General features: G+C 48.6%; 6 protein-coding genes. All 6 read left to right on the forward strand.

Annotation, left to right across the window (positions count from 1 at the left end; translation table 11 throughout):
- The first annotated feature begins 116 nt into the window (after positions 1-116).
- Positions 117-1163 (forward strand): ABC transporter substrate-binding protein, encoded by a 1047-nt coding sequence (locus tag DBO31_RS01615; RefSeq protein ID WP_059077043.1) that lies wholly within the window; start codon positions 117-119, stop codon positions 1161-1163.
- Between the two features lie 86 nt (positions 1164-1249).
- The gene (locus DBO31_RS01620; protein ID WP_113855337.1) at positions 1250-2359 is read left to right on the forward strand and encodes an ABC transporter ATP-binding protein; all 1110 of its coding nucleotides are present in this window, start codon (positions 1250-1252) and stop codon (positions 2357-2359) included.
- The gene (locus DBO31_RS01625; protein WP_150824280.1) at positions 2346-4010 is read left to right on the forward strand and encodes an iron ABC transporter permease; all 1665 of its coding nucleotides are present in this window, start codon (positions 2346-2348) and stop codon (positions 4008-4010) included. Before DBO31_RS01620 ends, DBO31_RS01625 begins: the two co-directional genes overlap by 14 nt.
- 23 nt (positions 4011-4033) lie before the next feature.
- The gene (locus DBO31_RS01630) at positions 4034-5752 is read left to right on the forward strand and encodes a sensor histidine kinase (RefSeq protein ID WP_150824281.1); all 1719 of its coding nucleotides are present in this window, start codon (positions 4034-4036) and stop codon (positions 5750-5752) included.
- Complete coding sequence (locus DBO31_RS01635; RefSeq protein WP_200817429.1) at positions 5739-6512, forward strand: response regulator; 774 nt, start codon at positions 5739-5741, stop codon at positions 6510-6512. Before DBO31_RS01630 ends, DBO31_RS01635 begins: the two co-directional genes overlap by 14 nt.
- Positions 6513-6745: 233 nt before the next feature.
- Positions 6746-7851: MFS transporter (locus tag DBO31_RS01640; protein ID WP_234995352.1), on the forward strand; the 1106-nt coding region annotated here is incomplete at its 3' end.

Raw genomic sequence — 7851 nt, forward strand, 5'->3', positions numbered from 1 at the left:
ATTAAGAAAATTAGATGTTTTTTATCTTTTACCGGATAGACAATATATATGAATACAGTACAATAAAAGTGCGCAATACGTGTTTCGGAATTTGGTAAAGCGAAAGGAGCAGAAAGATGAAACAAATCACAAAACGAATCATTACCTTGGCGATTGCAGCGGCGACACTGGTTTCATTGGCTGGCTGCGGAGGTGGTCAGAAGAGTGCATCTGGCAGTGATGATAAGGTGCTTACGGTGTATACGGCCCGTAGCGAAAGCCTGAACAATCTGGTCATTCCTAATTTTGAAAAAGATACGGGAATCAAAGTCAATGTCGTCGTGGCCGGTACGGGACCGTTATTAAAACGCGTTTCGTCAGAAAAGGGCAATCCACAGGGCGATATCCTCTGGGCAGCAGATCAGACGATGCTGGAATCCCAGAAAGACTTATTCATGGAATATGTGTCGCCGGAAGATAAAAATATGATGGAAGCGTTCCGCAATAAGACGGGATATTTCACACCAGCTTTTGCTGATCCTACCGTCCTTATCGTCAACACGAATCTGGCTGGTGACACGAAAATCGAGACCTTTGATGACCTGCTGAATCCGGCATTAAAGGGTAAGATCGCCTTTGGCGACCCGGCTAATTCCAGTTCGGCATTCCAGTCTCTCATGGCTATGCTCTATGCCAAAGGAAAAAATGGTGATCCTATGAGTCCGGAAGCATGGGAATATGTGGATAAATTCATTCAGAATCTCGATGGCAAGATGCTGAACAGTTCCGGCGCTGTCCACAAAGGCGTTGCCGATGGGGAATATACGGTAGGCCTCACTTGGGAAGACCCGGCAGCTACCTATGTCCGCAACAGCGCTCCCGTCAAAGTCGTATTCCCGAAAGAAGGAGCTATTTTCCCTGGTGAATCGGTGCAGATTATCAAAGGATGCAAACATCCGGAAAACGCTAAAAAATTTGTCGATTACATGATTTCACAGAAGATTCAGGAAATGGCTGGTAAGGAACTGACGGTGCGGCCGCTTCGCAAAAATATCGAGCTGGCTTCGTATATGACGCCTATTGATCAGATTCATCTGTTCCCCAACTATGATGAAGGTTGGGTATCGGATCATAAACAGGATATCGTGTCGATGTGGAACCAGCATCTCGAAAATAACAGATAAATGATTGTATTTGCATCAGTTTGCGGCAGGAAACTTAGTATCAGTGCAGCGGGTCCTGCCGCATTTTTTATAGGGAGGAAGAGAAAATGAGCGTATCCATTGATATTGATCACGTGGTAAAGCGCTATGGGGACAATACGGTAGTAAAGGGATTGTCTCTTCATGTTAAGCCAGGGGAGTTTTTTACTCTGCTGGGACCATCGGGCTGTGGCAAGACGACGCTGCTGCGTATGATTATCGGGTTCAACTCTATTGAAGAAGGGGAAATCCGGCTGAATGGGAAGCGTATCAATGATGTGCCTGTAGAGAAACGGAATATGGGCATGGTGTTTCAGAACTATGCCATATTTCCCCATATGACGGTACGGGACAATGTGGCTTTCGGACTGCAGATGCGGGGGGCCGGGAAAGGCGATATAGAAAAACGGGTAGACGACATACTGAAAATTGTGAAAATTGACCATTTAAAGGACCGTATGCCTGCGGCTCTTTCTGGCGGCCAGCAGCAGCGGGTTGCCCTGGCGCGGGCTATCGTCATTCAGCCGGAAGTACTCCTAATGGATGAACCATTGTCCAATCTGGATGCCAAACTTCGGGTAGAAATGCGGAATGCGATAAAGAAAATCCAGCGTCATATCCACATTACGACGGTGTATGTAACCCACGACCAGGAAGAAGCATTGGCTGTATCAGATCGCATCGCTGTCATGAATAATGGTGTTATTCAGCAGATCGGGACGCCGCAGAATATTTACAAACGGCCGTTCAATACGTTTGTAGCCGGATTTATCGGTCTGTCCAATTTTCTCGATGCAAAGCTGCAAAAAGACGGGAATGCCCATACCCTGCATTTCAAAGATGGATATAACGTGACCATGGATAATCTCGATGAGTCGGCAAAAGATGGAGAGTCCGTCATCGTATCCGTACGGCCGGAAGAATTTTCTATTGTGCCGGCCGGTGAAAGGGGAATTTCTGCAGTCGTCGAAAGCAGCGTATTCCTGGGAATTGCTACTCACTATTTTATGAAATCGGATGATGGAAATAATCTGGAAGTCATCCAGTACCAGGGTGAAGGCAGTTATCTTCCCGATGGGACGGCCGTGAGTCTGCAGCTTAAGAGCGGCCGTATCAACGTATTCCATAGCGACAGTGCAGAAACGATGATAGAAGGTGGTCATAATGGCACAAACTAAACGATCTCATATTTCATTCTGGACCGTAATCAGTCTCTGGCTCTTTGCTTTTTTTGCCATTTTTGTTTTATATCCTCTGATACTCGTATTATATAAGAGCGTAGTGGACCCTGCTTCGGGCAGTGCGACGATGGCCTATTTTACCCGGTTCTTTACCAAGCCTTTTTATTGGGAAACCATGGTTCACAGTATGGAAGTCACGGTCGTCTCTACTATCCTGGCAGCTCTTCTGGGGCTTCCCATGGCTTATCTCATGCGGAGTATCAAGATAAAGGGGAGTGCCCTTCTCAATATCCTGATTGTCATTTCCTATTTGTCGCCGCCGTTCATTGGAGCCTATGCCTGGATTCAGCTGTTGGGGCGCAACGGTGTCATCACCCAGTTTTTTAACCAGCTGTTTCATACATCGTTTAATGGTGTCTATGGATTTTCTGGTATCGTCCTCGTCTTTACCTTGCAGTCCTTTCCTTTGATTTATATCTTTTTGTCCGGATCGCTCAAGACTTTCGATAATTCGCTGAATGAAGCGGCGGAAAGCCTGGGCTGTTCCCGCTTCACGCGGATGCGGCGGATCCTGGTACCTCTTCTGCTGCCGACGCTGTTATCCAGTTCGATGCTCGTCTTCATGCGGGTCTTTGCCGATTTTGGTACACCTATGCTGATCGGTGAAGGATTCAAGACCATGCCCGTACTGGTGTATACGTCCTTTATGGGAGAAGTCGGCGGTGATGATGGATTTGCTGCGGCTATCTGCGTCATCATGATTGTACTGACGGTGGTCATGTTCTTTGTCCAGCGCTATCTGGCGAACCGCAGTACCTATACGATGACAGCACTGAAGCCTATCGTAGCTGAAAAAGCATCGGGGTTGCGCAATATCATGGCTCATGGTATCGTGTATATAGTAACAGGGCTGGCTATTCTGCCCCAGCTCGTCGTCGTGTATACATCGTTTCTGCGCAGTAATGGCGGTCAGGTCTTTACTGGCGGGTATGCGCTCCAGAGTTATGAAGCGACGTTGTTCGCCAAAGATAACACGGTCATCTGGAACACCTATTTCCTGGGTATTGTCGCTATTGCAATCGTACTGGTCATGGGAGTTATCATTGCCTATCTGAGTGTACGGAAAAAGAATCTCCTCAACAGCATCCTCGATACGGTGACCATGTTCCCCTTCATTATTCCCGGGTCTGTACTGGGGATTTCCTTCCTGTTTGCCTTCAACAGTCCGCCTATCGTTTTAAGCGGTACGGCTCTGATCATGATTATTTCCTTTGCCATCCGGCGTATGCCTTACACCGTGCGTTCCAGCGTGGCAGCTCTGGGACAGATCAGCAAAAATGTAGAAGAAGCGGCTATTTCGCTGGGGGCTTCCGACATGACGACATTCCGCCGGATTACCCTTCCCATGATGATGCCCGGCGTCCTGGCAGGGGCCATTATGAGCTGGGTGACCATCATCAGTGAGCTCAGTTCTTCCATTATTTTATATACGACAGCCAATCAGACGCTGACTGTGTCTATTTATACCGAAGTCATCCGCGGTAATTACGGCAATGCATCAGCATATGCTACAATTCTGGCGCTGACCTCCATCTTGTCCCTGCTGATTTTCTTCAAGCTGACGGGACGGCGTGATATCAGTATCTGATTTAACTTTTAAGGAGGGGCGGTATGAGCAGACCACGCAGTTTTCATCTGTACTTACAACAGGTTTTTACTAAAGGGGCGGCACTGCTCATACTGTTCCTGATATGTTTATTCGTATCCTTTCTGGTCTGTTTTTATCAGGTACGCGTTGTAGATGGAACGGATGCCCATGCAGCAGAGGCAGAACAGGCCGTCAGCCGGGAGTGGAACCGCTGTGTGGCTATGTTGGATGAACTGGGCAGGAATCCTGTCCTCATCCGCGCCTTGCAGGACGGAAAGGCCGATCAGGAGCTGGCACAACACTTGTATGACATAACGAACAGTGGTGTCGTCCGTGGTGATTTCCTCCTTTTAGACAGCAAAAGGAAACCGGTCATGACCAGCCTGTATCAGGATAATCTGGGGCTTGTCATGGAGAACCGGGATATACAGGACATGCTGCATCGGGCCGGGGCAGATGGTGTCAGGGATTTGCGTTATGGTCCGGTGATACTGCCGCTGCAACATAGTCAGCAGGAACAGTATTATCTTCTCAGGCCTGTGTGGGATGAAACAGGAACGGCAGGATACATCTTCCTTTTTTTCCGGCAGGAAGGATTCCAGGAGCTGACCGACGCATGGCCGGCAGAGCAGATTGTCATTATGGATACCCTCGATCACGTCGTTTTTTCAACGAACCCGCAGTTTGTAGATGCTATGGGTAAATTGCGCACGCCCCTGACCATGGAAGGGAAACAAACTGTTCAGGGTCGCAGTTATTATGTCAGCCGGCCGGCCCGGGGCGATAAACTTCAGGTCATTGCGTTTACGGCTATTCCCCATACGGATTCTCTGCTTCAGGCAGTACTTCTTTTCCTGGGATGTATTGGCATAGCGGCCTGTCTGGCTGTATTTCTGGTGGCGCGGAAACTGTCCCGTAAAGTATTGAAGCCATTGGATGGACTGCTGGTTGCTGTGCGGGAAGGGAAAAATGGAAATCTCGATTACCGGTTGGAACCAGAGCAGAGCCTGCAGGAATTTCAGGTCATTTATCAGGAATTTAACCGTATGATGAGGGAAATCCATCGTCTTATGGAACGCAATAAAGAACTGGCAGAACGGAAACGGCTCATGGAAGTGCGGAATCTGGAGGGACAGATGGATCCCCATTTCGCCTTCAATGTCATGGAAGGGCTGCGCTATGAAATTCTGTTTGATCCGAAAAAGGCATCGGAACTGGCTGTCTCCTTTGCCCGGCTGATGCGCTATAGTATCCATCGCGGTGAAGGTGATGTCAGTCTGGAAACGGATCTTCAGTACGTAAAAGATTATCTGGCTCTTCAAAAGATGCGCTTCGGCGAACGATTATCCTATGATGTTGTCATCGATCCGGATTTGTATCATTGCCAGATTCCCAAGCTGTTGTTGCAGCCTGTCGTAGAAAACAGTATTGTCCATGGACTGGAAAATGTACGGTCGATTCATATCAGCATTACTGGAAAAAGAGAAGAAGATATGCTCGTATTGTCAGTAATCGACAATGGTTCCGGTATCAGCCCTGAAAAAATGGCATCTCTCCGTCGTCTGCTGACATCGGACGTGGTAGCACCCAGCCATATCGGCCTGTATAACGTGCACCGCGTATTGCGGCTCCGATATGGCAGGACGGCAGGCATCCGCATTGAAGGAGATGCCCAGGGGTTCCGCGTTTTTCTGTCCCTGCCGATGGTAAAAGAAGAGGTGTCACATTATGACGATGTATAAGGTACTGCTCGTAGAAGATGAAGAGATTATCCGTAAAGGACTCATGTATCTGATGGACTGGGAAACGGAAGGCTGTGTCATCATAGGTGAGGCCGGAGATGGGGCAGAAGGTGCAGAAAAAATTCGTCAGATGAGACCGGATATCGTCATTACCGATGTGCGGATGCCTTTTATGAGCGGCCTGGATATGCTGGAACAGACCCGGTCTATACCGTATGCCGCCATTGTCATTTCTGGCTATGATGAATTTGAATATGCCCAGCGGGCGATTTCTCTGGATGTCACGGAGTATCTGCTGAAGCCAGTGGATTTTACTGCTCTCCAGAAAGCTTTGATGCGGGTAAAGAAAAAACTGGGTGCTCTTCGCCAGATGGAACAACAGGCACTGTTCCATCCGGTACAGATGAATCTGCCGGACGTGCTGCCGGAACCGGGAAACCGCTATGTGAAAAAAGTCCTGCAGATTATAGAGTCGCAGTACCCACAAAAAATCCTCCTGCAGAATCTCTGTGAAGACCTGGGCGTATCCAGTGTGTATCTGCAGACAAAGTTTAAGGAAGAAATGCATTATACCTTTCACGATTTTCTCAATCGCTATCGGATTCAGCAGGCGGTCAAAAAGATGAAGGAAACCGATTATAAGGTCTATGAAATCGCGGATATGGTCGGTTTTTCTGATTACAAATATTTTATACAAGTATTCAAAAAATACGTCGGCATGTCACCGAAAAAATTTTTTGAACGATCGGGTAGAATATGATGTGCTGTCTAAGTGGACATAAGGAGTAAGAGACTCTTGTCAGAATGTGTCTTTTCATGTTACAATACATACTGCTCATCGGAGGATGTATAACCGTAATGTATACAGCCGGATAAGATGTCGGCAGACGAAATATCGGAGGACAGGTCTCTGCGTACGGATACCTGTCGAAGTAAGATATGGATGTCCTGCCGGTTCTTGTCCGGCATTTTTGTTTGTGGAGGTGATGACCAATGGGGTATACAGAAGCTATGGAGCATAAGAAAAAGATACGTTGGGAAATATATTCTGCAAAAGCCTTCTATTTCCTCGGCGGTTTCGGTTTTACGGCCTGGGCATCTCTGATTCCTTTTTTGAAACATAATCTGGAAATACCCGATGACCACCTGGGCATTCTGCTCCTTACACTGGGAGCGGGGGCACTGGTCATGATGTTCTTTGCCGGTGCCATCGCGGCCCGGCTGGGATGCCGCCGTTCACTGACCGTGGGCGGTCTGGGTATGATTGTCTGTCTCAATGGGCTGTGCCATGCGCCGGTCTATGCCGGGGCGATAGGATTTGCTGTCATACTGGGAGCATCCCTGGGGCTTTCGGATGTGGTGGTCAATATCAATGGCATTTATATAGAGCGGAAAATCCACAAGAGGCTCATGTCGGGACTGCAGGCTATGTGGTCTCTGGGCAATTTTTCCGGCGCCGCTTTTTTCGCCCTGCTTCTCTCGTTGGGACTGCACTGGAAACTGGTGGCTCTGGCGGCGACTATGGTCATTGCCGGATGCTTGTTCTTTTTTGCTCCCCACCTGATGCAGAACCGGCAGGGAAATCGCGGGTCTTCCCATTTTGTGCGGCCTAAACCGTATATTCTGCTTATCGGCGTCATCTGTACCATCTCCTTTCTTGTCGAAGGGTCTATCAATGACTGGAGTGGTGTATTCCTGACGACAGAAAAGGGAGTGGATATTTCTCATTCCGGGCTGGGTCTGACGCTGTTTACGGCAGCGGCCTTTCTCATGCGCCTGCCCGGTGATTCCCTGGTCATGCATTTTGGCAGCCGGCATATTCTGACCGTTTCTCTGCCCATCGCCTTTACCGGATTTCTTGGCATTTTATTCCTGCCACCGGGACCGCTGCTCTTTTTGGCATTTATTCTGATTGGCGTGGGTTGTGCCAATACGGTACCGGTCTTTTACTCACTGCTGGGTACGCAGAAGGTCATGCCTGTGGCGGATGCTGTTTCGGCGGTCAGTACCATCGGCTATGTGGGGATTCTGCTGGCTCCGGCTGTTCTCGGCTTTATCGGCCGTGCCTTCAGCCTGTATGCTTCCTTCGGCTTGGTCAC

The sequence above is a fragment of the Megasphaera sp. DJF_B143 genome (assembly GCF_900320625.1).
GTDB lineage: Bacteria > Bacillota > Negativicutes > Veillonellales > Megasphaeraceae > Megasphaera > Megasphaera hexanoica.